Raw genomic sequence first — 23,261 nt, 5'->3', positions numbered from 1 at the left:
GTTCTGATTTATCTGTTTACACTTTCTTCACCATCGCCGCCGCTGGAATCATCGCCGTCAGTGCCTGTCGTGCTCCTCACACCCTTCATGTTCTCCTGCCAACGGCTCTTGGCATCGCTGATGATGCTGCCTTTCTGCACCACACGGTCGTTGGTGGCTGCCAAGAGGACGGTGGTCTGTCTTTGGGTGTTGAGCTGAACGATATATTTGAGCAATGTCTCGTTCTGTGCCGTCAGGTCGGCATAAATGCTCAGATACTGTCGTTTCCTCTGCGCATTGGGCATATAGGCATCCTTAGTGGACTTCACCGCACACTGGTACATATTGTACAGTTCCTCCCAACGGCGTTTGTCGTTGATGGTGCCGCCTGTGGGGATGATGTGGTCGATGTTCGCCTTCATCTTGTCCAACTGACCGTTGATTTTGCTGCTCTCGGCAAGCCAGGCAAGGTCTATCTCACGGTCGGCGACGTTCAGGGCTTCCACCTCCGCACGCTTGGTCAGGGCAGAGTCTATCTTTTCCGCATCATCCACTTGGTTGTAGAGGTTGATGCCGGCAAGGGTGCGGAAGCCCAACTTGTTCTTCTCTGCCGCCGTCTTCTTGTAGCTGTTGTGCAACAGCCAATAATAGAACTCAGGGGTGAGAGAACCGCCACCCGTCTCCATCACCGTTATCTGGTTCTGCTTCGATGAGTCGTGGTTGTAGGTTACGCTTTGGGCTGTGGCTGTGATGGTGGCTACAGCCGCCATGATGAGTATCATTGTCTTCTTCATATTCATTCTTCTTTTGTTTGCAATCCGTCAATAGTCAAGTTTTCCTGCCACTTTCCATCGGCTGAAGGCATCTTCGAGTATCTCTTCCTTCGTCCGGGTGCGATACACTTTCTCTTTCCAGTAGCCCATGCGCAGCTGTACATACCGCCATGTCTGGAAGTATGCTTGGTTCAGATGTTTCTCTATCAGGTCCAACGAGTTGTTGATATTGTCCAACACCATCAGCAGGTCAGAGGTGGAACAGGCTGCCGCTCCCGTGGCATACAACACGAGGTCGTTGACACTATGATAGAGCTGACTTCCCTCGTTGTATATGTTGTCGATGGCTTTCTTGTTGATGCTGATGAGCATCGTGTCTGCCAGTTCGATGTGCTTCCGCTTGATGACCTTATCATTAAAGTCCTCCAAGAGGTTCTTGTAGTCACTGATGCGGTCGCTCACCGTCTGATAGGTGCTCTTCACATTCAGCACCGTGCGCAATGACTGGTACATCACATCGATGATGTCAAAGGCACGGGTGTATTTGTCCAAATCCACGTTCAGTTCCTTGTACTTGCCCACCTCCTCGCTACTGTATTCATGCAGCAGTTGGTTGCTGTATTCCAAGGTACTTCGTGCCAACAAGAGGCTTCGCTGCATCTTGTGGTCGTTGATGTATGCTTCTACCGACACCGCATCAAAGCCCCATTGCGCCAAGGCTGTCTTGGGGAAGAGAGTTATCAGTAGGAGAGCTATGATGATGGTATGTCTCATTCTTTGTTCCTCCCTCAATTTTCATTTTCATTCTCGTTCTCGTTTTCGTCACCATCCCCTCTGTTCGGGTCTGCATTCTCTCTCCATCGCTCGTAGCACTCTTCAATGAGTGTCCTTCTGCGACCTTGGTCAGCATCTATCGAGGGAAGAATGTCCTTCAGCACGTCGATAATGCTACGCTTGTAGTGCATCATTTTTTCTAATGATACCAAGTCGGCGTATATATTGGTGATACGGCTATCTACTTCACGGGCTATCTCCAGGCGGTCGCTCGACCAGAGCAGGTGTATCACATCGTCATTGTCAGCAGTCTGTGTCGCCTCGCTCTTGGCATACTCCGTAGTGATGCTGCACGTCGGGAACTCCTGGGCTATCTCTGAGATACGGCTGTTCACCTGCCGCGTCTTTTCCTCATCAGAGGCATTCGGGTCAAGGGTCAGCACATCCACTACCTGTGTGTCGGTGTATTCCGAGGTCAGTTCCCACGAAATTTGCAGTATCGCACGGTGTATCTTGATGCCAAGGAAGTACTTGGGCTTCCTCGCTATGGAGAGTGTTGCCTTGAAGGTGATGATGCCGTTGATGTTAGGCATGGTGGCTGTGCGCACGTAGGTATAGCCGTTCCACGAACCGGCTCCTTGCCACGTGAGGTTGTAGGCTGACTTCACATCCTGCATGATAGCAGGAATGCGGTAGTAGTCATCGGTGGCTGTGGCATTGTCGTTAGCCGCCTCGCTCTTGGCATCCTGTATGTCTGCCAACTGCTGCTGCCATGTCGCCAACTCCCTTTTCAGGTTGTCTATCTTCGTCTTGTTGGCATTGTATTGCTGTCGCAAGGCAGGGGCTTCCTCTACGGAAGCATTGGCTATTTGCGTGAGCAGGTTCTTGTTCTCTGTCTCCAACTGGCTTATCTGCGCCTCCAACAGGGCTATCTTGTTGCTTGCCTCACGTTCCTTCTCGTCCAGTTCCGAGAGGTCAAGATTGTTCTCCGTGACGGTTGTCCTCATGGCGCACTCCTTGCTGTGGGCATTGAGCGAACCGCCGCACTCACGGCACTTGTACCGCGTGCTGCCTTGTCCGAGGGTGACACCGTCCGAACAGGTGACACTGATGGTCACGCTCTCCACGCCCTTCAGCTTGGCGGCATCGGTGGCTTGGTAGTAGCGGCGTGCATCACTGCCGATGTAATAGACATAGCCCTCTTCGTTGTCGTTGTACTCCGAGAGACGTGCCTGCAACTGGCGTTTGAAGGTATTCAAGTCCATACTGTAGGAGTCGAAGACATCCTCATACACCTCTTCTACGTTGTTCCAACTCTTGGAGACGTGTATCTCGTAGGCATAGGCTTTCTTGGTCTGCTTGCCGCCACGGCTGATGATGTACGCGGACATCCAGTAGTTCATCGTATAGGTGAAGCCGTCGTTCTGTGCATTGAGCTGCTGCACACGGCTGCGACTCCATCCGGCATGGTTTTCCGAGTTTGTCAATATCTGCTCTCGCTGCGTGCTGTTAGGGTAGAAGTTGGGGTCGGAAGTATTGATGCGATACCAATGGTCACCGTTCAGAATGCTGTTGTCATCGGTCGGAGGATAGTAGTCACAGAGGCTCACGCTGCCTTGGTCTCGTCGGGCGATGTACCAACGCTGCGTGTAGTAGTTGCCCTGCGTCTCGCTCAGATAGTCTGTCATCCACGAGGTGATGTTGTAGTTGGAGAGGTCAAAGAGGGCTGCCACGTTGTCCTCGCCACCCACCAGACTGAGGAGGGTGCTGCCGATGCCGTTCTCTGCCTGTTCATAGAGGTCATGGTAGTTGTCATAGATGTCCAGTATCTTGCTCACCTTGCCATTGAACAACTCATTGAAGGCACTCTTCTGCAAGAGTGCGTCCGATGCCCCGTTGATGCCTGCCGTAGCCAACGATGCTCCCATGTTGTAAAGGGTTTCGATGTCTGCGGTGAGGTTCTCCACGGTGAAGTTGCCAGGCACACTGGCGATGTCGTCCAACAGCTGCTGCCAATCCACATTGCCTATCTCCGAGAGCTTGAGGATGGCGGCTATCTCCTGGTTGATTTCCAAAAACTGGATGTCGGCAAAGGTCAGGCTGCTGTTGGTCACCACGCTTTCAAACTGCATACACAGCGACTTGGTGTCGGCACATATCTTCATCAGGTAACTGCCCCAATAGAGGGCGGTCTGCGGACTCTTCAGCATCATGCCTGCCACCGTCCAGATCTTGGGCATAATCTTGTTTGCCACCATATTGTGGATGCGGCGGTAATAGTAGTTCTCCGTACTGCTGCTCCAGATGCCGAGGTCGGTGAATGCCTTGCGCTCCAAGAACTTGGCGGCGAAGATACCGGCAGTGGCAACCTCTGCGGCATTGTAGTGCTTCAAGATTTCGCCCGCCTGCTCGTTATAATAGCTCTCAGCCATAGCTCCAGCACCGAATGCGGCAGCCATGGCGGCAACGGTCTGCTTGTCATAGTTCACGCTGTAATACTGCGCATGAACCTTTCCCACGACAAGCGTCAGACACATATATATTATAATAAGGTGTATACGTCTCATTGCTTCACTACTTTACGTTTCTACTACTTTCAGTTTCTACTATTCCACTACTTTACTACTTGTAGTATTTACTATTGGTAGTATTCACTACTGATAGTATCTACTACCCAGCCACCGTTGACTTCGTCTTCGTCCGACGTGACTCGGGATAGCCCAAACGAGTTTGGGACTCTCCTCTCGCTACTCCGTCCGTTCCCGATGATTTTGTCATCGGGCTGTTGTCCCTCAGATTGAGCACCTTTCCCGCCTCATTCACCTTCTGCGCAAATGCCAACGACTTCCCGATGCCACTGGCATCCCAGTCCCAGCAATACCGCTCAATAGCCTCCTGATGGCTGCACTTCAGTTCTCGCTTATACAATTTCAATGCCTCCTTCTCAGCTCGCTCGGTGGTGTAGGTCATATAGCACTCGTGCGGTTCCTCCACACCATAGACTCCGCTCGTCGAGCCACGTCGGATAAACACCTCACGGAAGAAACTGCGTCCTTCCTTGTTCTCTAATCGGTTGACCGTGAAAATCTTCTTGCAATCCACATCGGTCAAGCCCAGTATCGCCTTGATCTCGTCGAAACGCTCACGGAACTTGCTCTGATCGAGCAGCATCACCACGTCGGAATTGTTGATGATGGCTTCCTTCACGATGGGACTGCCGATGATGTCCTGTATCTCCTGTGTCACCACGCCCACGCTCGCCCAGAACTTTCGGGCGGTCTTGTAGAGGTACTTGATGTACTCGGCCATCAACGGCGAGGCGATGGCTTTCCATGCCTCCTCGATGACTAAGCACTTGCGGTTCTTCTTCAGGCGCATCTTCTGCAAGAACACGTCCATGATGATGAGCGTCACGATGGGGAAGAGCTGCTTGTTCTCCTTGATGGCATCCACCTCGAAGACGATGAAGGTCTCGTCGAACAGGGTGCTATCGACGTTCTCGTTGAGAATCTTGTCGTACTTGCCGCCACGGTAGAAGTTCTGGAGCATGTAGGCGAAGTTGTCGCAGTCGATGGTGGTGATGTTGTTCTCGATGCATATCTGGTCGAGACGCTCACAGGCAAACTCATAGAACGAGTCGAAGGACAGCGTCTTCACTGCCAATGCCATGCGCCGCTCCTCCAGTCCGTGGATGAGTTTCTCCACCTTGTCGTGTATCTGAGTCAGCTCCGTGCCGCGCCGCTTCTCCATGGTGGAGAGGTTTTTTCTCAGTGTCTCCTTCTGTGAGGAAGGATAGGGCTGAACGCCGTTGAAGTAGAAGTCGTAATATTCCGTCACCAACTGCTCCACCACACGGAACTCCAGTTCGGGTATCTGCACCTCCGAGCCTTTCCATATCAGCAGAATCAGGTTCTTCAGGAAGTCGATCTTCTCGATGTTCAGCTCCCGCTTGCTGATGTTGAAGGGGTTCATGGTGATGGGCTTGTCCTCCGTATAGGCGATGTACTTGCCGCCCACATACTCGCAGAGTCCCTCATACGAGTTACCCGTATCGACCATGACGATGTCGGTGTTCTGCTCCCACAACTGGCGCACCACGCTGTTCATGTGGAACGATTTGCCGCTGCCCGAAGGACCCAAACAAAAAAAGTTCGAGTTGTCGGTCAGCTTCTCCTTTCCCTCCTTTCCTGTGATGTCGATGGCTACGGGCACGCCCTGGCGGTCGGTATAGTATATCTTCAGCGGGGTGTCCTCATTGTGCACGATGCGCTCCTTGTACATCAGGCAGGTGGCGGCATCGCCGAGGGTGAGGAAACGGTCGTAGTCGGCATTCATGCCATAGCAGTTGCCGGGGAAGGAGTTGACGAACAGCTCCAACTGGTTGTAGGCGCGCTTGCTGATATGGATGCCCATGCGCGAAAAGGAGTTTTCGAGATGGTTGGTGCATTTCTGTATGTCGGTGTCGCCGCTCACTGCCACCACGAGGTTGTAGTGGGTATAGACGAGCTGCTTGCTTTCCCTCGCTATCACCTCCTGCACTCGCTTGATGTCCTCCACAGCCATCAGGTTGCTGGGATTGGGCATGGAGGCATGGCGATTTTTCTTCTTGTCGAGCAAGGCAAGCTCGCGCTTCTGGTTGGGCACGAACACCATCTGGTTGAACACCACGCAGTCGGCACCGGGCACGCTATCGACGATGCTCACGAGGTCAACGGGCATACTGGTGTTGTTCACCTCGATATTGGCGTAGGGACGGATAACCGACGGCAGGTTGGCACAATCCACATCCACAAGGCTATACACCTTGCAGCGGCGGTCGCCCATGCCGATGGTCTCGTCATCGACCTTGAAGTTGGTCATCGACACCACCTTGTCACGGAAGTTCATGGAGAAGAAGCGGTCAACATACTCGCTGGCTTCCGTCTTGCCGAGGAAGCGGGACTTTACACCAGCATCCCTCAGTTGGTCGTGCACCTTGCGTATCTTCACCAAGAAGTCGCGCCATTTTTTGTTGTCGAACGACATCAGGCGGCTCTTCTTGTTCTCCTGTGTGATGGTCAGGTAGCAGACGCTGTCGGTAAATGGTCTGCCGTTGAAATAGCGGAAGTAGCTCTCGCTCAGAAACTCATGATTAGTCGCATTCTCTTCCTTGAACGCCTTCCTCACAAACACGTCCTGCTTGTGCATGGCATAGCCTTCACCCAAGGTCTGGGCAAGGGCGGCGAAGAGGTGGGTGAACTCATAGTAGGCCTCGATATTGGCGGAATATTTCTGTACGGGGTTCTCCATTTTCAGCACGGCGGAGTATTCGCCCGTCTTGGTATAGAGCACACCGATGCCATCTACTTCCTCGATGGAGAAGTAGATGTCCTGGAAGATGCGCTTGCGCTTGCCTCCCGTGCCGAATGCCTTGACACTGATGGCCATGCCCACGCAGATGGCTGAGAATATGAGTATGATGTATAGGGTCATTGTTCTTTTCTTTTTTAATCACAAAAAGGCGGGCGCACCCTCATACGTGATGCCCCCACCTTCATTCACTTACAATCATTGATAGCATTCCACTTGGACATAATGGATTCTCTTTTTTTTGTTTTACACTTTCTTTGAATAGGCATAGATGAATATTCCGTTGTCACTCTTTTTGCTATGCAAGCCTTTGCGCTGCTTCATGACGATGAGAACGCCACCGACAGCCACGGCGAGGACAAGCAGCACGAGTCCTGCCACGAAACCGAAGATGCAGTAGCCGAGGATGAAGCCCGCAACGGCTCCTCCTGCGGTGGCTGCCGCCCAGTAGATGTAGCGTCCCTGCAACCCGAAAAACTCTAATGGACGTTGCAGTCCCTTGAAAATGGGATAGTCAGGAAATCGCTCCTGCTTTGCCTCTGCCATAACTGTCAGTGTTTTAACGTTCTACATACTCACAATCTCACGCTGCGTTTAACCTCCAATGCCGAAGAACAGAGGCAGTGCCTGGGCTGCTGCAATGAGGAAAATACATGCGCCGACGACCATCATGATCTTCTTTTTCACGTCCTGTTCCTCGTTGTGTGGGCTAAGCACCCAGCGCCATACCCACCTTGCGGTGGGCGGTTTCCGAGTACTCGCCCCCAAACCGTACTTACATGTCTCCATGTATACGGCTTTCCATTAGTAATATTACTCTTTACCATAGTTCTGAATCATTGAGTTGCAATCCTCGCAGACAACAAGTGTCTTGCGATGTCTTTTGAGCATCAGTTTCTCCCACTCATTACAGCCTTTCAGCTTGGTGAGATTTCTCACATGGTGCATGACTACTTTTCCTTCCTTGCCACATAGTTCGCATCTGCCATCCTTCAACCTTTCTACAAGGCTTGGATATGGCACATACATGGTCTGTGGCAGTTTGTCATAGTCAACATCGAACTGCGCATTTCTCTTTTTGAAACCTTCATTATAGAAGACTCTGTACTTCTGTTTACCCTTAGCGTCATTGTACGGAATGACAAAATCCTTGTCCTTCTGATACTTTTGGCGAACCTTCCTTGCGGAAGTGTTCAGCTTCCAGCCAAGTGTCTTGAACATACTCATCTTCATGATGAAGGCAAAAGATGCACATTCTTTGGACACGTTTGTAGCAAGTGAATAGTAGTTGTAAAGTCCTCTGATTTCCGCATTGTATTGTGCAAGAATATCCTCGGGCTTCATTGGAGTCATATATCTGCGAGGCTTAGACCACCAAATGTCTTTGCCGTCAATGTTTCTGACCTCCAAAGCGTTGTATTCAGTGAGCTTCTTTTGTATCACAGCCGAGTTAAGGGTTAACACCACTGCGCCGTTGAAGTCTCTTTTGAGTACTCCGTCCTTGTTCCTTTTCACTGCGTCTGACTTTCTGATGAAGATTTCATATCCAAGGAATTTTGCCTTGTCTTGTGCATGTGTTATCAAAGTTTTCTCGTCAGACAATTCAAGTTTGAGTTGTTCTCTCATGAATTGGGTGATGTCCGCTTTGATGGTCTCGCATTCAGACTTGCTTCCGATAACCGATATGAGGAAATCGTCCGCATACCTTACATACTGCAATCTTCTGAAGTCTGCATCCATTGCATCCTTGTGAGGAATGGACAGCATCTGTTTGCTCAGTTGGGCAATTTCATACAGATAGCTTTTCCGCATCTGCTCATCAGACGTTTTCTGCAACTTCTGTTTCAGTCTGTTCTTCTTATTGTTCAAACGCCAGTAGTCGGGATTGATGCTGCGTCTGTCACCTTTGCGGAATTTGGCTGCGTACTCCTTGATGTACTTGTCGAACTTGTCAAGATAGATGTTAGCCAATATAGGGCTTACAATTCCACCTTGCGGAGTTCCTGAATACGTCTTGTTGTACTTCCAATCCTCCACATACCCTGCATTGAGGAATTTACGGATAAGCCTGAGGAAGCGTTCGTCTGATATGCGCTCACGAAGTATGCTTATCAGTACATTGTGGTCGATGTTGTCAAAGAAGCCTTTGATGTCTCCCTCGATAAACCACTTTGCTCCCGCAAAAGACTTCTGTATCATACCCAATGCCGTGTGGCAGCTTCGGTGCGGTCTGAAACCATGTGAAGTGCCTTCAAAATGACCTTCATAAATGGCTTCAAGCAGCAGTCTAACTACCTCCTGCACCAATTTGTCCTCGAATGAGGGAATACCGAGCGGACGTTTCTTGCCGTTCTTCTTCGGTATGTACACTCTGCGTGCAGGGTGGGGTTGGTAACTTTCGTCCTTTAAGGACACAATCAATCTTTCAATCCTTTCAAGACTCATCTCGTCGATGGTCTTGCCGTCAGTGCCGGGTGTCATGTTGCCTTGTTTCGCATAAATGCGTTGGTAGGCAACAGCGAACATCTCTTCACTGAACAGATACCGATACAGCCGTTCGTACTTATAATCCGAACTTTGACTGTGGTCACTTAGAGCTTTCAATACTCTTTCTGATTTTTCCATACGTCTTACACGTTTTCAAAATTTGTATTAAAACATTACTAACTGTTCCCCTTCGCCATGTACAAGGCGTTACCTTGCTCGGACTACTATGGGAACTCCGTTACCATATTGGATATTCAGAGCCAAAACTCATAGCCACTTGCATGGCTTTCCAACTTAGGTAATCTCCGTTTAGCTGCATGATAACTATTAGCACGACAGATTGTCGGATACGACTTCCGCCCTTTTCTCCGCTTATTGCGGTTGCGTTGTGGCAGGTTCTTTGCTATAACACCAATGACGTTGTCTAAGTGCCACAATGCGACGTTTGTAAAAGCCTTCCGTCGCAGCTACATCTTTTGCCGCTGGGCTATCGTTCAATCAGTATGGACTTTATCCTCATATCTGTCTTTCTCCCTCGCAATTCAGTCGCAGTCTGGCTATTGACTGACTTATTGCTTTCCCAAAGTGCTATTTTCACCTTTAGGTTTCCCCTCGGGCTTATTTGGGTGGAAGTAGGTCACTTGAACCCTGACCTAACCTCTTGCAAAAGAGGTATTTATCATGCAACCACTACGGACGCACTCATGGCGATGTAAACTGAGATCGCACCGACTATGGCAACGACACCGGCTATGGCGTAGCAGAGCTTCACCACGATAGGCACATACTTGGCAATTTCCTCCGTCACTGTGGTAAGCGCGGTCGTGCCTGCTGAGTAGTCGCCGGCTGCGTTCTGTGCCATTGCTGCGGTGGTGCCGACAAGCAGCATCAGGGCGAGCGTTTTCATGCGCTGTGAAGAGAAGAGTCCCTTCACCTTCTTGTTAATCCTTTCAAACATTCTTTTTACCTTTTAATTTGTTACACTTTGAGTTATCTTATCTCGTATCACCTGTATCTCAAATCTGATAGCCGAAGAAGGCGGGGAAGACGATGGTCGCTCCTATGAGGAACAGGCAGGCTCCCACCAGCATCATGATGTTCTTCTTCACTCCCTCTTCGCCCGTATTCATCTTTATATATATCTGCAAGGCACTGATAATGACCACGATGCCCGCCACTGCATAGCACATATAGACGATATAGAGCATCATCGTCACGGCATAGTCGTGGGCACTCGCAAGTGCGTCCGCTCCCCAGCTGTAGTCCACGTTGCCACACTTAGCACTGGCCAGAACTGGGGTTAAAGCGGCATATAATGATAGAAATGCACTTCTTGTTTTTGACATCATATCTCATTATTGAGTGATTCCACCTTGACCATTTCACGACCATTGTGACGGAGGCCACGGGCGATGATGGTGTTTATCAATTCTTCCGAAAACATGGGGTCGGAATAGGTGGTATTCACTTCCTCCATCTTCTTCTCGATTGCGCTTTGTATTTTTTCAAGCACATGAGGCTTGCTCTCTTCCGCAGTGGCGGCTGCCTCCTCTGTAGGCTCTGCAAGCTGCTTCTCCTCGTAGGCTGTCTCATACTGGTTATCGCCTACGCTGAAGCCGCCGTCGCTCTCGCTGACCGCTATCGACTCTTCTTCATCGGTCATGTCACTGACATCAAACGACTCGCCCTGTGACTTCTCGTCCTTGGGCTTTCCGTACAGATCCTGCACGATGATGACCGTATAGTAGATGACATAGATTACGGTCACGACAATGGCGAATATTACAAATGACTTCATATTTTCAAGTTTGATTTTACTATGATTTGGCTTATTGCCAGTGCAAAGGAACTACCTTTTCTTCAATCTTAAACCGAAATGCCTTTCCGCAGAGCCAAATCTTAACTCTAATTTTGATTACACTCATAATCATACTCAAAAATCAAACTCGAAAGGCACAAAAAAAGCCCTTCCGATATGGAAGAGCCTGTAAAGAGGGTGGATGAGAAAATGTGGATGGCTATATGGTCAGATGCTTGTCGTGGGAGAAGTCTTGATGCTCGTTGGAGAATACATAGCCCAACTGGTTGGACAGGCATTGGGTGTTGCCTATCCTGGCATTGATGTTGGTGTGCGAGTGTCCGTATATCCAATAGTCAATGCCGCTATCGGTGATATAGTCCTCCAGTTCTACAGTGAAAGCCCCGTTTGCCTTGCTGCCCTGAAACTTGGGGTGGAGCATACGGAACGACGGCACATGATGGGTGACAACAATCTTATGGACTGCTTGCGAATGTGCCACAGCGTCCTTGATGAACGTGAGGCAACGCTTATGCTCGGCATTGAATTGGGCATGGGTCATCAGTTCACCTTTATATAATATACGGCGGAAGTCACTTATCACTTGCTCGGTGAAGTAAGCGTCTTCCAAAGGAATCCTCGACCAAAGGGTGGAGAGGATGATGTCGGTGTCGCCAATCCTCACAACACCATTGTAGTGGCTGAATACATTGGGACGTATCTCCAAGAGATAGCCGTCGGGCAATGTCGCCACATCATAGTATTTGTAGAACTCATGGTTGCCCATGCAGCAATGCACCTCCTTGTAATTCTCCGATGCCCAGTCCCAAAAGGGATGCTTGGAGTAGTTATCATCACCGAGATAGCCGATGTCACCGGCAAGCAGCAGTATGTCGCCCGTCACCTCCAAGGGGTGGGCTTTCAGATACCGCCAGTTGTCGGCAAACTCTAGGTGCAGGTCGGATGCGTATTGTATCTTCATATTGTTCATGCTTCCATAAACAATTCATCCAGTTGGTCCAACAGTCCAGTCACAAATGCCTCGTCTTGACCGAGCGAATTTGACAATGGTTCTGCGAGAATTGACCAGTCGGCTCTGATGGAGGCGACAAACTCCCTTATACATGCCACTATGGAAGCAGGTGCCTCAATGTTGTCCTCGGCCATTATGACCACATTCTTCAGAATGTCAGAACGATGCTTCTTGATGTCCTTGGTGTTCACATGCTTGCCGTCCCTCTTGTCTGCCATGAGATTGAGGTAGGCTCTTGCCTTCAGCGCTATCAAGGCAGCGGAATTGGCATGGCGTATGCCATCAGTCAGTTGGCTGTGTGCGATAGTGAAGTGATAGTAGTCATCGTCCATGATGATGGCACTGAGACTCGACACATCTTCATCGGTCGGGATAGGTTCTATGACAAATCCCTTTGGCTCTCCAAGCACATCGGGGTGGCGTGACAGCAGTTCTATCATCTCGGGATAACCATCTTTGCCATCAAGGAAGCGGTACATTTCATATCTTGGTGGTTCACCAGCCTCCTGTTTCCTCTTTTCAGGTCGATAGCCTGCCTCACGTACAAACTGCCAGAAGCGGTTGGCGAATGCCTCGGTCATGTTCTCTACGATGACTATCATATCGATGTCGTGTGTGGCGCGGGGGCGCACCACGGTATTGGTCATGGTGATGTCACAGGCTGCACCGCCTATCACTACATAGTTGTCTGAGTATTCCGCAAAAGCCTCGCGGAACTTATCTAATCCGTCCATTTCTGTTCACTGATTATTCGTTCTACTTCTTTTTCCACTCTCGGATCATTGTCCTCCCTCAATGAAAGGACAAGGGAAAGGCGGTCAACCCACTGGTTCTTGTCGCCAATCTTGCTGACGACAGGGTATTTCCATACCTCTATGATATAGTTGCCGTCATAGATGTTGGGATTTTCCATGACATCAGCCGACTTGACGGCACGGTACTCCTTACTTGTCATCATCATCATCTGTTCCCTGTCGGGGTTGAGCATGGTGTAATGCGCCAAGGCATTGATGCCACATACGGGATATTCCGCATCCAAGCGTATGTCATCGCAATAGATAAGGTTCTCTACGGGTGACAGCAAGACGTTCTGTGCCTTGTCCCACAGTTCCTTGCCCTTCAGCTCGAAGTGTACCACCTTACTGCGCTGTCCGTTCTGAATCTTTTGACACAGCCCTACGTCTTCAAGGCAGGTGACACCCAACGTGACGCTTTCATAGGAATAGGGAAGCAAGGGCGCAATGTCTCTTGGCGACATTCCTTCGAGACTGCCGACCTGTAGGTGGTAGAGCAGCATGTATTGTGCCACAGGAGTCAGTACCTCAGCTATCTTCCTGTTGCTTGTCTTCTCCAATGCAATGATGCCAGGCAAGTGGGCATACTCCTCGGACATGACAAAGAAGACTCCCTTGTCCGCCAGCCTGTGCCGCTCGTAGGTGGGTCCGGGCGCAAGGATGAATACTGCGGGCAGTCCCAAGGCTTCAGTCAATCGCTTGCCCGTGATGGCGCAAGCCCGTGGAGAGGGATTGACTTCTTTCTTAGGTTTAACGAACAGCAGGGACATGCCTTGGTATGTGCCGTCATAGAAACTGTATGAGAGTTTCTCTCCGACAGTGATACCTTTCAAGCTTTCCTTGGCACGAGGTTCCACCTCAATGCGTCTGCCCAATATCCTTATTTCTTTTTTCAATTCCATTCTGCTACATTTTAATGATACATTAAAACGATGCAAAAATAAGGATAATAATTGAGAATCAGGCATATTTTGGCGAAAAAGTGCAGATTTGATATGTAATTTCAATGCATTTGAGCCGTTTCTGCACCAAATGATAATGTTTTCGTCTTGATAATGTCATTCCGATGCCGTTCGTTTCTTTCTCATTAGATAGCCAATTCTCATCAATCAAACTCAAAGGGCATAAAAAAGCCCTTCCGATAGGGAAGAGCTTATTCTATTGGTTTGGCTGATGCCAATATTCCGATTAACCGATTCTTCTGCTTTCGTCAGAGCGGAACTTGTACATTCCTGTCTCGTATGATATTCTGCCTAACACAATCCACTTGTTCAGGCCTTTCTCATTAGCCCATTGGGTATATTTGCGCTGTATCATCGCAGGATTTAACCTTACCTTCGGGGCATTTTTCCATTCTTCGTTTGGTATGAGGGCATTGGCAGCAAAGGCATTGGCTTCTTTTTCCTCTGCACTCTCGTTGTCATAATCTGGGATGCTGAGTTTACAATCGCTTCGGCGGCCATCGAGATAATGCAGATAGATGTGCCCGACCTCGTGCATCAGTGCGAAAGCGAAATTGTCTATGCGGTCGTATCTCCTTGTCAATATTATATAAGGTATGCCGTCTTCTATGTAAGAATAACCATCCACAGAGGCTTTATCCACCTTTTCTTCGATGCAGAAGGCTATTCCCTCGGCAGCCAATATCTCTTTTACAGTATTCTCCGTGGAGCGATTGTCATGCAAGGCTCTTACCAATGCTGCAACCACCTCATTTCTTCTTTCCTGGTTGAATGGTTGTGAAACCTTTTGTCTCTTGGCTTTTGATTCTGCCAAAAGCTTCCATGTCATCAGCATACGAGGGTCTTGACCTGTCTTTGCCGATTTTCTGAACATGCCGGATGTCTCCAGTTTCAGCTCGGCAGGCTGGGGCAGACAAAGGGTTTCGGAAATATACTGCATCTGTTGAACCGCTGTAGTCAGTTCTTTGCCGATTCGCTTGAACAAGGTTTTGACATCAAAGATTTCATTATAAAGACTGAGGGCGTTTTGCGCTTCAAACTCTTCAACGCCTCTCTGCTCTATCACCTTCATGTCATATTCATATTGGGTCTGCATGTTTACCAACGATACTGCAGAGATGCCGAGAACCTCTTCTATCTTGTCTGCAATGGGCTTTGTTATGGGTCTCTTGCCTTTTATCAGCTCATTCAGATGTGACTTTTGCATACCAATCATGACTGCAAAGTCCTTTTGGGAGATTTCTCTGTCTTCCAATTCATACCTCAGAATGGTACCCGGATGGGTTGCCGTCCAAGGGGTCTTGCTTTCATTTCTTGTTGCCATAGTGGTCATCATTTAATTCTATTAACGTTATTTCCAATCCTGTCTCTGTTTCCCGGAACAGCAGCCGCTCAACTCTATTGTTGAATATCCTGACAGAGCTTAAGGATATATGTCTCAGTTGCTCGTAGTGAAGGAAACTGTAATCCCTCAATTTGGAGACATGCTCCACTGATTTCATCAGGTTGTATATATCAGTCAGCTTCTTCACAAATTTCTTGTCGCGAGCGATTCTTTTATATTTTCCTGCATTCATTCCATATAGTATGAGTTCACGCAGGTCATCGTCTTGTATTTCAACTTTAATCATGCATTCAGCATTTATTTTTGGTGCAAAGATAATAAATAATTCCCATTAAAAGGGAACTTTATCGATATTTCTCTTCAAAATCGCACATATTTGTGATAAATTAACATGAAAAGCGGTTTTAAGAGCTTTTTTGAGTCGGAATCCAAACAATTTATTCATTGACAGGTTATCTTTTCCTCATAAGATAGTCGTTGACATCCTTGTAGTCGGCATACCTGAAGGACTCGTCCGTCACCCTGTACTCGAATACATTGCTGATACTCTCAACCGTCTTGCGTCCTGCCTGGTCGTTGTCGAGGAAGCAATGGATGTGGGTGTAACGGTCAAGGTACTGCAATGCTCGTTTGATGTTGGCGACTGAGTTCAGTATCATATAGTCGCAAGGGCTTTCAACGACAAACCATCTATCTTGCTGTTTGACGAGGGTCATATACGCAAGGAAATCCATGAAGCCCTCAAAAACCAGACAACCGCTTTGCCACTCATTGAATGTATGGGCAAGCAGGGTGATATCCTTATGCCCGATGCAGCCCTTGAAATAGGGATTGCGCACCTCATGTCCTTCGCTTAGGTTGCCAAAGGCAATGCCATAGTAATGCTTCTGCTCAACCTTGTAGTGTATCTCCCTGCAATACATCCTGCCGATGGTGATGTCTATCCGTCGGCTACTGAAATAGGACAGCAGAGAATGGTTGCTCAGAGGAAGCAGCTTCACATCGTTCATTTTGGTTGTCGTGTATTCCTTGGCTGCGATGGCGGTCTCTATCGCCTTATCCACAGTGGTGATATTCTTGGACGCAAGGTAGGCAAGGGCATCGGAAACGGAGTGTTTGTTATACATGCGCTTTACCAACTCCACAAGGTCGCCACCCTCCTTAATGGCGTAGTCGTACCACAGGTTCTCCTTCTTGCTGACCTTGAACGATGCGGTCTTCTCGTCCCTGAAGGGTGACAGATACCAGTAGGCATTGCCCTTCTTCTTTTTCAGCGTTACATTCTCCTTGTCCAAGAAGTCTATAATGCTCAGTTTCTTCGATTGTTCAATATTCATTGCATTTCATTTGTTCGGTTTCACTTTGTCCATGGAACAGTTTACTTTACCCTTTCTCCTATATAGGCACCCCCGTAAACTAAACCATTTGCTAAACTACTTTTCCGCTTCCCAATTCAGCCTCCGATTTCGGTTTACTTTGGCCTTATTTCTTATATATAGGCACGGACGTAAACTAAACTGGTTTCTGAACTGTTTTTATTCCTCTTCATGGAACAGGTCAATCTCCGCAAGAGTATATCCGAAATAGTAGTGATTATCCCGCTTCACTATGAGCTTTTGCTCGTTCATCAGATATTTCAGCATTTTGATGATAACGCTTCTGCCACGCTTGAAGCCGATGTCTGCATAGGCTTGCGTCAATTCCTCCACCATGCGATCGAATCCTTTGATAGGTTTCTCCTTGAATGCAGCCGTCAGTGCCTCGTTATGCTGTTCGGATGTCAAGTCTTGGTAAGTAAACCTTGACGGTTGCTTGTCACCTTCTTCCTTCTCCGGCGTGTGCTCGACAATCTCTGGCAACCCTTCTTCATTGACGGTAAAGGCAAACGGCTTGAATTCCTTCTCACGGATGTGCATAGCCTTCACCTCGCTGATATCGGGATTGGTGGTGCTCTTGGTGATGACAAGCACCGTCTCTGCCTTGTTGTTCATCTCCGTACCGATATGCCCGCGCACGTTATTGTCGCCCTTGTTCTGATGCAATACGCAATGGATGTGCAGGTCATACTTTGATGACCATTCCATCATCTTGTTGATGACCTCGACCGATTCTCCCGCATTGTTGATGTCGAGAAGCAGGTCCCTGATTCCGTCGATGATGACCAGTCCATAGCTTTGGTCTTGGGCAAGCGCATAGTTTATGACCTCTATCCTGACGGAGGGTGTGTACTCCCTCAGACAGATAAAGTCCAGATTCTCGTTGTCGATGCTTGTAGGCAGACCGGCGAGCTTCAGGATGCGCTCCAGCACGTTATGACAATGATAGCGGCTCTGCTCGGTATCTACATACAGTATCTTGCGCTTTCCCTCTGGCAGACTGGCTCGATAGTTAAGAACCTTACCGTTGGAGAGTGATGCAGCCACCAAGGCAGACACGTTGAAGGTCTTTTTCGCCTTTGCCTTACCCGTAGAAGCACTGAAGTTGCCCAATGTGGCTATGCTGGAATTATCAACCCATATAATCTGAGGAGGTGTTTTATAAGTATCTGTTGCCTTTATCAACGATTCGCTCAATATGCGATTGAGACGCTGTACTCCTTCCTCTTTTGAGTTAGGCTGTACATGTTTGTTATTTTCTTCCATTTTCATTCTTTCGGATTATTAATTTCTGTTTTCGTTACCATTCCAATAATCTCTTGTTTGTTTTGGAGCAGCCACTTGTCGATTTCTTCTCTATTAAAATACAGCATTTTTCCCCTTGGCTTATAGTGTGGAACTTCTTTTGCGGCTGTAAGTTTGTATAGCAGGCTTTCAGAAACACCAATATACTTACATGCTTCGTCAAACCCCAAGACGGTTTTGGTCTGCTTGACCATCTTCTCCAATTCCTCGATTCGCTCTATTAGTTTGTCAATAGGTCCCAAAGCCTCCAAACTGTCTTCTATTGCGACAATTCGCTCATAGAGTCTAAAATGTCTTTCATTCATGTGTCACGTACCTTAATTAAATTGTTTACAGACAGTAGCACGGTTATATTAGCCGTCTATTCTTTCTTTGTGTAGATAGTACATATTCCTCTGCTTCTCTTTGAATCTCGTTCTTCGATTTGCCCTTGGTTCCTTGAAGCCATTCATCTATCTCAGATTTGAGGAACATGATGCGTTTGCCTCTCTTGTGAAACGGTATTTCCCGATTGCTTGTCCAGCAATATATGGTATGCTCTACCGGATGTGTTGGGAGATAAGCACATAATTCAGCAACCGTAAACCATGTTTCTTCTTTTTCTGATTGAACAAGTTCATATATACCATCAATCTTGTCTTCTAATGATGACAGCTTTTTCAGTACCCCCGTTATAGCGTTGGGAATATCTTCAAATCTTATACTATTTTCTTCCATGCTAATTATTTTTTATGATTTTTGATGCAAAGTTATGGGGAGACTGTCACTAAATAGAAAAAGTAACGTGATAGTAAGGCAGTATCAACCAAACTATCACGTTTTTACTTGCATTTAGCAGAATTATTGTGATTTATTCCTCTCTTAATATCTGTTCGATGGATTTGCAGATGGCATATTGACTTGCTGTCATGGAAACGTTTCTTCTTATCCTTGAAAGAGAAGAGGAAAGACAACTCGAAGTTATGAATTTCTCTGTTCCGTCCTTTTTGATACTGGTTAAGAAGCGACCTTCTCCCATGACATATTGCCAATTATTGTTTATCAAATGGTATTGAGCCATAGCGTCAAACAGTATGGCTACATTACGTACATTTTTTACACGGATAGATGCGTCCAAGTCGCACTTGAATAGGCGACACAACTCGCTACGCACATCACTGTTGTCGGCAAAATCAAATATGTCGTGACTTTGGACAAGTTCTACCAACAAATCCATCTGTCTGTCTGACAATTGGCATCCAAAAGTGAGGATGGACGATTTCTTTCGGGTAAGGATTGGCAGACCAGTACCCACATGTTGAAGAAACAACTCAATAAGTTCCTGCTTGGAATAATCTTCTTTTTTCTTGATTATTGACACACACTTAGAGTCTCTAAACAAAGTACCAATAATGCCAATTGCCATCTGTCGCGAGTTCTTACAACGTGCACAATCACAGTCAATATATTGGTGACTGCGCTCAAATAGTTCTATGAAGTACTCTGTCTTCATATGATTCTTTTCAGCTTGAAGATACCAACTTCTTGCGATCTCAAACAACTCATACAGTTCTCTGTAGAAGTCTTCTGTACACTCCACATGTTTGTGGACACGCTTGCTCTCTTCAAAAAGAGAGAAGCCAAAAAAGGCTGTCTTTTTTCATTTTTATCTGTTTATTGTTATAAATGTTTGGTTTCCACGAAAGGTTAAAGTGCCAAAACAATAGCATCATTACATAGAATGATGAAAATGAAAGGCACTAAAAACCACCTGTACAATAAAGGACTTATTGATACAAGTGGTCTTCTATACTAAGTGCTTACAAATGATAATCACTATTCATCTATGTCCAACTTAAAAGCTTCTGTAGCTTCATCTTTCTTCTTGTCAATTACTTTTGCGTAGATTTGCGTAGTTTTTACATTGGTATGCCCTAACATTTTGCTTACTGTATATATGTCTGTACCGTTAGCCAATTGTAATGTTGCATAGGTGTGGCGGAAGCAATGAAAGGTGATGTGCTTGGTAATCCCTGATGCTTTTACCCACCGTTCCAAAGGCTTTGATATCCATGAAGGGTCAGGCAGTCCGGCAAACACCAACAGTTCTCCGTCTTTCTTGCGCTCACCGCAAAGCTTGTATGCCTGTGGCGATATAGGCATGTATTCAACGCCCTTAGTCTTCTGCTGAGTGAAATTGAGACGGTACCCACCATTGTATTCTTCCACCTCTGACCATTTAAGCTTTTGAATATCGCTATGTCGCATTCCTGTCAGTGCAGAGAACAAGGCTGCCCGTTTTAGTATATCATCACACGGAGTCTTTGCCAATATATTAAGTTCTTCGAGTGACAGATACTCTCTTCGAGCACTCTGAAACATGATATTCTTAGCCTTGGCAGCAATATCACAATTCAGATAGCCATCCACGAAAGCTTGTTTGAGTGCCGCCTTGAAGATAGAGAAGTACGTCGATGCCGTATTCCTTGAAATAGTTCCTTTCTTAGAACCACCCTGCGGTGCCTTTATCAAGAAGGAACGGAATGCCTCAATATACTTCATGTCAATCTGCGAGAACTGTATGTAGTCACACTTGGCAAACATTGACAACAGTGTGTGCAATCTGCGCCAGTTGACAACTATCGATTCTGACGCAGTTTCCTCTCTTTCTTTGATTAGCTTCTCAATATACTCCAGAACATTGCATTTTGAGCGTTCGCTTTGTTCTGCCATTTCCATTTGCTGCTCAGTAAAGAGAGCCATATTGTCGTATTCTTTTTGACGCAGGACTCGAACGCCATCCGCATAAAGGCAAGTTTCCATATCTTGCTTGGATTTACACTGAATAACGCCATTGTCATCTCGCTTGGGCTTGTACTTTATTCTACCAGCAACGGCTCGCTCACTACGTCTTTTATCCCATATCGGAGTAGTAATAGACCTCCTGAGATATTCACGCACTCGTTTGGGTTTGTCACTTCCCGTCTCATAAACAGGATAAGCTTCAAGATAGATGAACCACTCATCTCTCCACTCACTTTTCTTTAATTTGACGGAGACTTTAGTATAATCTAATCTTTTCATAATGGTTTTATATCTTTATAAAGTTTGTCTATTGATTCCTTGTGAGCATACACATAATTACCGATTTGCCGGGTCGGTATTGAGTATTTTCGTATATGAGCATACACGGTGCTGTCATCCAGATGAAATTTCTTGGAAATCTCACCTATTGTATAGCAATCCTCTGGTTCCATGCGGTACATGGTAACTGGTTTCCTTGGGTTGGTGTCAAGCGGAGATTGCCGAAGTGGGTATAACTTCATCAATTCCGTTTTGCTGACCTTGATTTTGGCTCCTTTACGCTTAATAGATGAGATTCGGTTCAGTTTTATTAGCCGATAAATGGAATCTCGGCTAATACCAAACAAAGCATACGCTTCTGTTATTGTGATATAATCCCTATAATTGGGAATACTCTTGGCTATGCTGTCTAATTCCAACTGACGCTTTTCTTCATCATGCTTGCGTTTCCAAGCTACTTTGGAACATTTTGGCGAGCAATACCAAGACTCCAAAGTCCGTGCGAAGAATTCTTCTCCGCATACAGGACACTTCCGCACTATCTTATACTTTGATCCAGGCATACTAATATCTCTATGTTATTGTTACTAATTATCTTGCGCCCCATAGTTTCGCACATTATCTACTATAGTTTCGAGATACAAATGAGGTACAGATGTTTATAATAATAACGCAAAGATAGCAATATTATTGTGTACGGCCAAAAACAAGAAAAGCGTGTAACTCATTGAGCTACACGCTTTCCTTATGATAATGTATTCTTATTTCTATAGGAGCTTACTTCACTGTTTCTGAATTGGTATCCTTCTCTAAATCACGTTTACGGCTCAAAGCCTCCAGAAAATAATAATCCGCATAATTCAACGGAACATCTATTTCCGCTTCATGCGGAACACTTCCTACGGAATGCATCAAAATAAAATGACCGTTCTCTCCTACTTTTGCCCGATAAGCAGATGTAGTTAACGCGGCAAGTATCTTATCGGCAGTCTTCTTATATTTAGGATTAGGCAGATAAGTGCTTAATTCATAAAGAGCCGAAGCCGTTATGGCGGCCGCCGAAACATCCCGGGGTTCATTAGGAATATTCAATGCATCATAATCCCAAAACGGAATCAAGTCCGACGGCATATTCTTATTAGTAAAAATGAAATCATAAATGTTGGAAGCCTGTTCCCAATATTCCGGTTTTCTCGTATAACGATAACAAACGGTGTATCCATAAATAGCCCATGCCTGTCCACGTGCCCATGCCGATTCATCCGCATAACCTTGTGCGGTCTGTTTGCCACGTACCATACCGGTTTCCGGATCATAATCTACCACATGATAACTACTATAGTCTGCACGAAAGTGATTTTTTAATGTCCGGTCGGCATGGCTGACCGCTATATTATAATAGGTAGAATCACCGGACAAACGTGTAGCCTCAAAAAGCAACTCCAGATTCATCATATTATCTATAATCACCGGACATTTCCATCCCCTTTCCGCTTGCCAGCCTTTGTCCGCATCCCACGACTGGATAACGCCTGCGTTCGGACGAAAACGAGTAGAAAGCGATTGCGCCGACTGCATGATTACGGAACGATAATCCTTATCTGCAAAACGCATTCCGTTAAGGTAGCTGCATCCTGCCATAAATCCTACATCATGGTGCCAGGTAAGATATTGTACAGAGTCTAAGGCCTCAGTATACTTCTCCGCCAGTTTCTCCCATTTATCATCTCCTGTCAATTGATACATATACCACAAACTACCTGGGAAAAATCCACTTGTCCAATCATCATAAGGGACATAAACCACCTCACCATTTTTATCCAATGTTCTCGGATTTAAGATATGGCCGTTCTTTTCTATCTGATCTGTCATTAACGAGTATTGCGATACCGCATTCGTTATGTTATCAGCGACTATATCACCAACAGTCGTGTTCTTCGAAGTGCATCCTGTCATCATCAGGACAATCATTCCCATAAAAGTTAAAAAGGAGCCTTTCATATACGGTTCGTTTTCTATTTATTTTTTAATGATGATGCAAATATAAAGGCGATTGTCCAATAGTTACCGAGCCATACATACAAGATATATACATTGTACGTACAACAACACAAGAAACCGGCAATGTACTTACAGCTCATATATTATGTACTCATACTACAGTTATATTTCAATAGAAAAACGTATATTTGCGTTACGAATTTTAGTATCCTGATATCTATG

General features: G+C 46.7%; 22 protein-coding genes and 1 pseudogene. All 23 read right to left on the bottom strand.

Annotation, left to right across the window (positions count from 1 at the left end):
* Positions 1 to 8 precede the first annotated feature (8 nt).
* The 23 genes and pseudogenes from ACNOGP_RS11000 to ACNOGP_RS10890 all read right to left on the bottom strand — a co-directional run bounded on the left by ACNOGP_RS11000 (position 9) and on the right by ACNOGP_RS10890 (position 23,009).
* Complete coding sequence (locus tag ACNOGP_RS11000; protein ID WP_004320248.1) at positions 9 to 773, bottom strand: DUF5045 domain-containing protein; 765 nt, start codon at positions 771 to 773, stop codon at positions 9 to 11.
* 27 nt (positions 774 to 800) lie between these two features.
* Complete coding sequence (locus ACNOGP_RS10995) at positions 801 to 1,526, bottom strand: hypothetical protein (RefSeq protein ID WP_004320249.1); 726 nt, start codon at positions 1,524 to 1,526, stop codon at positions 801 to 803.
* A gap of 14 nt (positions 1,527 to 1,540) precedes the next feature.
* Positions 1,541 to 4,093 carry a hypothetical protein gene (locus ACNOGP_RS10990; protein WP_176702580.1) on the bottom strand — a complete coding sequence of 851 codons (2,553 nt, stop codon included), beginning with the start codon at positions 4,091 to 4,093 and terminating at the stop codon, positions 1,541 to 1,543.
* A 103-nt stretch (positions 4,094 to 4,196) separates the two neighbouring features.
* Positions 4,197 to 6,998: a TraG family conjugative transposon ATPase gene (locus tag ACNOGP_RS10985; protein ID WP_004320251.1), complete on the bottom strand. Its 2,802-nt coding sequence runs from the start codon at positions 6,996 to 6,998 to the stop codon at positions 4,197 to 4,199.
* Between the two features lie 123 nt (positions 6,999 to 7,121).
* Positions 7,122 to 7,421 carry a DUF4133 domain-containing protein gene (locus ACNOGP_RS10980; RefSeq protein WP_004320254.1) on the bottom strand — a complete coding sequence of 100 codons (300 nt, stop codon included), beginning with the start codon at positions 7,419 to 7,421 and terminating at the stop codon, positions 7,122 to 7,124.
* Between the two features lie 48 nt (positions 7,422 to 7,469).
* A complete protein-coding gene (locus ACNOGP_RS10975; protein ID WP_121765382.1) occupies positions 7,470 to 7,664 on the bottom strand; it encodes a DUF4134 family protein in 195 nt (64 codons plus the stop codon).
* 24 nt (positions 7,665 to 7,688) lie between these two features.
* On the bottom strand, positions 7,689 to 9,500 hold the full coding sequence (ltrA, locus tag ACNOGP_RS10970; protein WP_060451334.1) for a group II intron reverse transcriptase/maturase: 1,812 nt from the start codon (positions 9,498 to 9,500) through the stop codon (positions 7,689 to 7,691).
* A gap of 562 nt (positions 9,501 to 10,062) precedes the next feature.
* Positions 10,063 to 10,320, bottom strand: a pseudogene (locus ACNOGP_RS10965) (DUF4134 family protein); the annotation flags it as partial.
* A gap of 58 nt (positions 10,321 to 10,378) precedes the next feature.
* Positions 10,379 to 10,711, bottom strand: coding sequence for a DUF4134 domain-containing protein (locus ACNOGP_RS10960; protein WP_004320258.1), 333 nt, complete (start codon positions 10,709 to 10,711; stop codon positions 10,379 to 10,381).
* Positions 10,708 to 11,160 carry a hypothetical protein gene (locus tag ACNOGP_RS10955; protein ID WP_004320261.1) on the bottom strand — a complete coding sequence of 151 codons (453 nt, stop codon included), beginning with the start codon at positions 11,158 to 11,160 and terminating at the stop codon, positions 10,708 to 10,710. The genes ACNOGP_RS10960 and ACNOGP_RS10955 overlap by 4 nt, the downstream gene beginning before the upstream one ends.
* Before the next feature lie 220 nt (positions 11,161 to 11,380).
* Complete coding sequence (locus ACNOGP_RS10950; RefSeq protein WP_044917907.1) at positions 11,381 to 12,142, bottom strand: metallophosphoesterase; 762 nt, start codon at positions 12,140 to 12,142, stop codon at positions 11,381 to 11,383.
* Between the two features lie 5 nt (positions 12,143 to 12,147).
* Complete coding sequence (locus ACNOGP_RS10945; protein ID WP_004320265.1) at positions 12,148 to 12,927, bottom strand: hypothetical protein; 780 nt, start codon at positions 12,925 to 12,927, stop codon at positions 12,148 to 12,150.
* Positions 12,915 to 13,889: a hypothetical protein gene (locus ACNOGP_RS10940; RefSeq protein ID WP_004320267.1), complete on the bottom strand. Its 975-nt coding sequence runs from the start codon at positions 13,887 to 13,889 to the stop codon at positions 12,915 to 12,917. The genes ACNOGP_RS10945 and ACNOGP_RS10940 overlap by 13 nt, the downstream gene beginning before the upstream one ends.
* A 286-nt stretch (positions 13,890 to 14,175) precedes the next feature.
* The gene (locus ACNOGP_RS10935; RefSeq protein WP_004320269.1) at positions 14,176 to 15,273 is read right to left on the bottom strand and encodes an ImmA/IrrE family metallo-endopeptidase; all 1,098 of its coding nucleotides are present in this window, start codon (positions 15,271 to 15,273) and stop codon (positions 14,176 to 14,178) included.
* Entirely contained in the window at positions 15,257 to 15,580 is a 324-nt protein-coding gene (locus ACNOGP_RS10930) for a hypothetical protein (protein ID WP_004320271.1), read from the bottom strand. The genes ACNOGP_RS10935 and ACNOGP_RS10930 overlap by 17 nt, the downstream gene beginning before the upstream one ends.
* 166 nt (positions 15,581 to 15,746) lie before the next feature.
* Entirely contained in the window at positions 15,747 to 16,631 is an 885-nt protein-coding gene (locus ACNOGP_RS10925; protein ID WP_004320273.1) for a toprim domain-containing protein, read from the bottom strand.
* Between the two features lie 198 nt (positions 16,632 to 16,829).
* Positions 16,830 to 17,936, bottom strand: a complete 1,107-nt coding sequence (locus ACNOGP_RS10920) for an AAA family ATPase (protein ID WP_165601824.1) — start codon at positions 17,934 to 17,936, stop codon at positions 16,830 to 16,832.
* Positions 17,937 to 17,938: 2 nt separating this feature from the next.
* Positions 17,939 to 18,280 (bottom strand): helix-turn-helix transcriptional regulator, encoded by a 342-nt coding sequence (locus ACNOGP_RS10915; RefSeq protein WP_004320277.1) that lies wholly within the window; start codon positions 18,278 to 18,280, stop codon positions 17,939 to 17,941.
* 43 nt (positions 18,281 to 18,323) lie between these two features.
* Positions 18,324 to 18,692, bottom strand: a complete 369-nt coding sequence (locus ACNOGP_RS10910; protein ID WP_004320284.1) for a helix-turn-helix domain-containing protein — start codon at positions 18,690 to 18,692, stop codon at positions 18,324 to 18,326.
* Positions 18,693 to 18,825: 133 nt separating this feature from the next.
* Positions 18,826 to 19,380 (bottom strand): hypothetical protein, encoded by a 555-nt coding sequence (locus ACNOGP_RS10905; protein WP_229101816.1) that lies wholly within the window; start codon positions 19,378 to 19,380, stop codon positions 18,826 to 18,828.
* Positions 19,381 to 19,790: 410 nt separating this feature from the next.
* Positions 19,791 to 21,038 (bottom strand): site-specific integrase, encoded by a 1,248-nt coding sequence (locus ACNOGP_RS10900; RefSeq protein WP_004320288.1) that lies wholly within the window; start codon positions 21,036 to 21,038, stop codon positions 19,791 to 19,793.
* Positions 21,035 to 21,601, bottom strand: coding sequence for a helix-turn-helix domain-containing protein (locus tag ACNOGP_RS10895; RefSeq protein WP_004320290.1), 567 nt, complete (start codon positions 21,599 to 21,601; stop codon positions 21,035 to 21,037). Before ACNOGP_RS10895 ends, ACNOGP_RS10900 begins: the two co-directional genes overlap by 4 nt.
* A gap of 214 nt (positions 21,602 to 21,815) precedes the next feature.
* The gene (locus tag ACNOGP_RS10890) at positions 21,816 to 23,009 is read right to left on the bottom strand and encodes a glycoside hydrolase family 88 protein (protein WP_418214758.1); all 1,194 of its coding nucleotides are present in this window, start codon (positions 23,007 to 23,009) and stop codon (positions 21,816 to 21,818) included.
* Between the last annotated feature and the right edge of the window lie 252 nt (positions 23,010 to 23,261).

Source organism: Bacteroides difficilis, assembly GCF_048319815.1.
Taxonomy (GTDB): Bacteria; Bacteroidota; Bacteroidia; order Bacteroidales; family Bacteroidaceae; genus Bacteroides; species Bacteroides zhangwenhongii.
This window is presented reverse-complemented; position numbering and strand designations above follow the sequence as displayed.

Coding starts and splice junctions, on each gene's coding strand:
- ACNOGP_RS10890 (WP_418214758.1), bottom strand. CDS start 23,009: ATGATTGTCCTGATGATGACAGGATGCACTTCGAAGAACACGACTGTT.
- ACNOGP_RS10950 (WP_044917907.1), bottom strand. CDS start 12,142: ATGAAGATACAATACGCATCCGACCTGCACCTAGAGTTTGCCGACAAC.
- ACNOGP_RS10945 (WP_004320265.1), bottom strand. CDS start 12,927: ATGGACGGATTAGATAAGTTCCGCGAGGCTTTTGCGGAATACTCAGAC.
- ACNOGP_RS10980 (WP_004320254.1), bottom strand. CDS start 7,421: ATGGCAGAGGCAAAGCAGGAGCGATTTCCTGACTATCCCATTTTCAAG.
- ltrA (WP_060451334.1), bottom strand. CDS start 9,500: ATGGAAAAATCAGAAAGAGTATTGAAAGCTCTAAGTGACCACAGTCAA.
- ACNOGP_RS10995 (WP_004320249.1), bottom strand. CDS start 1,526: ATGAGACATACCATCATCATAGCTCTCCTACTGATAACTCTCTTCCCC.
- ACNOGP_RS10900 (WP_004320288.1), bottom strand. CDS start 21,038: ATGAAAAGATTAGATTATACTAAAGTCTCCGTCAAATTAAAGAAAAGT.
- ACNOGP_RS10960 (WP_004320258.1), bottom strand. CDS start 10,711: ATGATGTCAAAAACAAGAAGTGCATTTCTATCATTATATGCCGCTTTA.
- ACNOGP_RS10955 (WP_004320261.1), bottom strand. CDS start 11,160: ATGAAGTCATTTGTAATATTCGCCATTGTCGTGACCGTAATCTATGTC.
- ACNOGP_RS10910 (WP_004320284.1), bottom strand. CDS start 18,692: ATGGAAGAAAATAGTATAAGATTTGAAGATATTCCCAACGCTATAACG.
- ACNOGP_RS10905 (WP_229101816.1), bottom strand. CDS start 19,380: ATGGCAATTGGCATTATTGGTACTTTGTTTAGAGACTCTAAGTGTGTG.
- ACNOGP_RS10985 (WP_004320251.1), bottom strand. CDS start 6,998: ATGACCCTATACATCATACTCATATTCTCAGCCATCTGCGTGGGCATG.
- ACNOGP_RS10920 (WP_165601824.1), bottom strand. CDS start 17,936: ATGGAAGAAAATAACAAACATGTACAGCCTAACTCAAAAGAGGAAGGA.
- ACNOGP_RS10915 (WP_004320277.1), bottom strand. CDS start 18,280: ATGAATGAAAGACATTTTAGACTCTATGAGCGAATTGTCGCAATAGAA.
- ACNOGP_RS10925 (WP_004320273.1), bottom strand. CDS start 16,631: ATGAATATTGAACAATCGAAGAAACTGAGCATTATAGACTTCTTGGAC.
- ACNOGP_RS10895 (WP_004320290.1), bottom strand. CDS start 21,601: ATGCCTGGATCAAAGTATAAGATAGTGCGGAAGTGTCCTGTATGCGGA.
- ACNOGP_RS10990 (WP_176702580.1), bottom strand. CDS start 4,093: ATGAGACGTATACACCTTATTATAATATATATGTGTCTGACGCTTGTC.
- ACNOGP_RS10975 (WP_121765382.1), bottom strand. CDS start 7,664: ATGGAGACATGTAAGTACGGTTTGGGGGCGAGTACTCGGAAACCGCCC.
- ACNOGP_RS11000 (WP_004320248.1), bottom strand. CDS start 773: ATGAAGAAGACAATGATACTCATCATGGCGGCTGTAGCCACCATCACA.
- ACNOGP_RS10940 (WP_004320267.1), bottom strand. CDS start 13,889: ATGGAATTGAAAAAAGAAATAAGGATATTGGGCAGACGCATTGAGGTG.
- ACNOGP_RS10935 (WP_004320269.1), bottom strand. CDS start 15,273: ATGGCAACAAGAAATGAAAGCAAGACCCCTTGGACGGCAACCCATCCG.
- ACNOGP_RS10930 (WP_004320271.1), bottom strand. CDS start 15,580: ATGATTAAAGTTGAAATACAAGACGATGACCTGCGTGAACTCATACTA.